Source organism: Occallatibacter sp., from assembly GCF_049802275.1.
Lineage (GTDB): Bacteria > Acidobacteriota > Terriglobia > Terriglobales > Acidobacteriaceae > Telmatobacter.
The window spans coordinates 1-2,304 of record NZ_JBARMD010000678.1 but is presented as its reverse complement, the minus strand read 5'-3'; the positions used below and the strand labels follow the sequence as shown (position 1 = coordinate 2,304).

At 57.8% G+C, this 2,304-nt stretch carries 4 protein-coding genes; 1 reads left to right on the top strand and 3 read right to left on the bottom strand.

Features of this window, described 5'->3' with window-relative positions; all coding sequences use genetic code 11:
• Positions 1-20 precede the first annotated feature (20 nt).
• Together WA354_RS22865 and WA354_RS22860 are read right to left on the bottom strand one after the other, a co-directional pair.
• The gene (locus WA354_RS22865) at positions 21-323 is read right to left on the bottom strand and encodes a hypothetical protein (protein WP_472815336.1); all 303 of its coding nucleotides are present in this window, start codon (positions 321-323) and stop codon (positions 21-23) included.
• Between the two features lie 312 nt (positions 324-635).
• Positions 636-866 carry a hypothetical protein gene (locus tag WA354_RS22860; RefSeq protein WP_472815335.1) on the bottom strand — a complete coding sequence of 77 codons (231 nt, stop codon included), beginning with the start codon at positions 864-866 and terminating at the stop codon, positions 636-638.
• A gap of 214 nt (positions 867-1,080) precedes the next feature.
• Between WA354_RS22860 and WA354_RS22855 the strand changes: the two genes are divergently transcribed.
• Positions 1,081-1,482 carry a nuclear transport factor 2 family protein gene (locus WA354_RS22855; RefSeq protein ID WP_472815334.1) on the top strand — a complete coding sequence of 134 codons (402 nt, stop codon included), beginning with the start codon at positions 1,081-1,083 and terminating at the stop codon, positions 1,480-1,482.
• Positions 1,483-1,760: 278 nt separating this feature from the next.
• Here the strand turns inward: WA354_RS22855 and WA354_RS22850 are convergent, their stop codons facing one another.
• Positions 1,761-2,057 carry a DUF503 domain-containing protein gene (locus tag WA354_RS22850; protein WP_472815333.1) on the bottom strand — a complete coding sequence of 99 codons (297 nt, stop codon included), beginning with the start codon at positions 2,055-2,057 and terminating at the stop codon, positions 1,761-1,763.
• Between the last annotated feature and the right edge of the window lie 247 nt (positions 2,058-2,304).

Here is a 2,304-nt window from a genome sequence, read left to right as displayed (position 1 = left end):
GCCGCGCACTGCACCTCGATCTAGCCAAAACGCTGCACTACGAATAAGAACGAATATGACGAATTCTGCCAGTTGAAGGTGCCCCCGGTCCCTCGCTTTTGGGGACCGGGGAAGAAGAGGCGGGCTGCCGGTGGCGCATCCACTCCGGCAACTGCACCCCTGTGCTGGGCAGCCCATGCCGACTCAATCTCTACGGACCCGCGGATGCCGGTCTGGTAGTGGCGATGGCTCGACCGGCGCCAGTCTTCCGGCTTCGCGGCCAGGTAAGGACGGCGTCGATGAAAGGCCAGCGCATCCGTTATCAGCAAACAGGCGAGTTCCACTTCCTCACCTTCAGTGCTATGGACCAATGCTCGCCGATGCCTCGCAAACGAGTTATGGACCATAGATACAGCCCATCTAGATAAAGACCTAGGTAGAAAAGCCTATATGTTCTACGAGGTGCCCCCTCCGCTTAGGCAGGTGGCCCCGGTCCCTCGCTTTTGGGGACCGGGGAGGTAGGCTCACTTATCACTGCAGCCGGATTCACGGTTGGAGTATTCTCGCGGCGCATGAGGCTCCTCCGCGCGACCTCCTTTTTTTGATGCATTGGAGTGGTTGTATCTACGGTCCCCTTCGGGGTGTGTCCTGGCTGGCTACCGTCGTGGTAAAGCGGTGAGATCGGCGATGGTGGAAGCGTCGTCAAGCGCGTCGATCAAGTGCACTTCGGCAAGACCGTTGAGAATGGCGCGCTTAGCCTTGATGACGGCTGGGTCGGTGGGACTACTCGCTGCGTCCAGGTGTCTGAAGGCTGCGCAAATCGCAGAGAACAGCTCTCTGTTCGCGGTGATCACGGTGAGCCCCCTTTCTGCCTGGGCTGAAAGCATCCTCGAGGACCATCAAGGTATCGCACTTCAGGCCGAGTCACAAGCATCAATTCTGCAGGAAGGCAGCGCAGCTGCTAATGCATCCACGTGGCTCCTCTCCCGGTCGCCACCTCAATGGATCTCGTTCTGAAATCCCTGGCTTTACGCCAACCGGTCATAGAGGAGCTAAAATTAGGCGTCGAGAATAGCTTCCTCCCGGCACTGGGGGATTACGGTGACCAACAACCCACCGGCTGAAATCCAGAATCTAATCGACGGCCACATAAACGGCTTCAATTCCCACGACAACGATCTTTTCTTCAGCGTTTTCGGGGACACTGCCATCATCATCGACGGCATTGCACCCTATCGCTGGTTGAACCCAAATGCTCCGGCCAATTGGCTTGCCGACGTAGCGAAATGGCGTGAGGATCTTGGCGTGACCTACGAGCACCTGTCCTACGAGATGGGTTTCTGGAATGTCGAAGGCTCGTCTGCATATGTAGTCATATCGGGGACTCTCACTGTCACGATTAAGGGCCAGTCCGTCGTTCGGACCGGTACCCTTGCCTACACGTTCGCGAACCGCGATGGCGTCTGGAAGATTGAGGCCCAAGCTTGGGGCCGCACGTCGTAGCCTGTTTGTTGATGTATGGTGGACCCCTCGGCAATTACTCATTAAGCAACCCGTCAAGCGAATGTACACCGTGTAGACCCGAGTGAACCACCAGTTCTGTTGACTGATCAAGTCGTCAGAGCCTGCATGGTGAAACCACTGCTCGGAAGATGGCGCGTTGATTTTCAGCGGAATTTAGATGTTCCTTCATGAATCGCAGGATTGGCTCGACTGCTTTGGAGGGCACCGCCAGCGGAAATCAACTCGAATAAGCAGAGTCGCGCAGCCTTTGCCCGGAGTCAGCTCTCCAGGTACTCCCAGAAACTGTCCGTAAGCTCGGCTCCAAGTTCGTTGGACATGCGCCGCGCCGCCCGCTCCACCTCTTCGATGAGCTGATGCAGATAGCTGCGCGACCCCGAAATCGCCACCACCCCCAGGGTCGCCGTCTGCCACGTCACCGCCTCATCCATCTCGGCAACCGAAATGTTGAATCCCTGCCGCAGCTGGTCTTTCATCGACCGCACCACGTGCCGGCGGTCCTTCAATGACTGTGCGTGTTCAATGCGAAGTTCGAGGGTAAGCTGGGCAACGGCCATGGCGTCACGCGGCCTCTTGGGTTTGACTCTCCGGGGTGCCTCATTCTAACCCCGTTAATGCCAGACATACACAGAGTTCTCGCACGATCCCGGAAACTTGCTGACCTGCTTGCCGCTCCGGCGCCGCTGACCCGCTAAATGTTGGCACAAAGCGCAAACGCGACCACCGTCTCCGTGGCATCGCCACTCTGCTCCACCAGTCGCTCCTCCAACTCATGCGGAACCGGCATCTCGCAAGCGGCAATCT

Excerpts from the sequence above, each read along its gene's own strand:
- WA354_RS22860 (WP_472815335.1), bottom strand. The coding sequence starts at position 866 with ATGCTTTCAGCCCAGGCAGAAAGGGGGCTCACCGTGATCACCGCGAAC.
- WA354_RS22850 (WP_472815333.1), bottom strand. The coding sequence starts at position 2,057 with ATGGCCGTTGCCCAGCTTACCCTCGAACTTCGCATTGAACACGCACAG.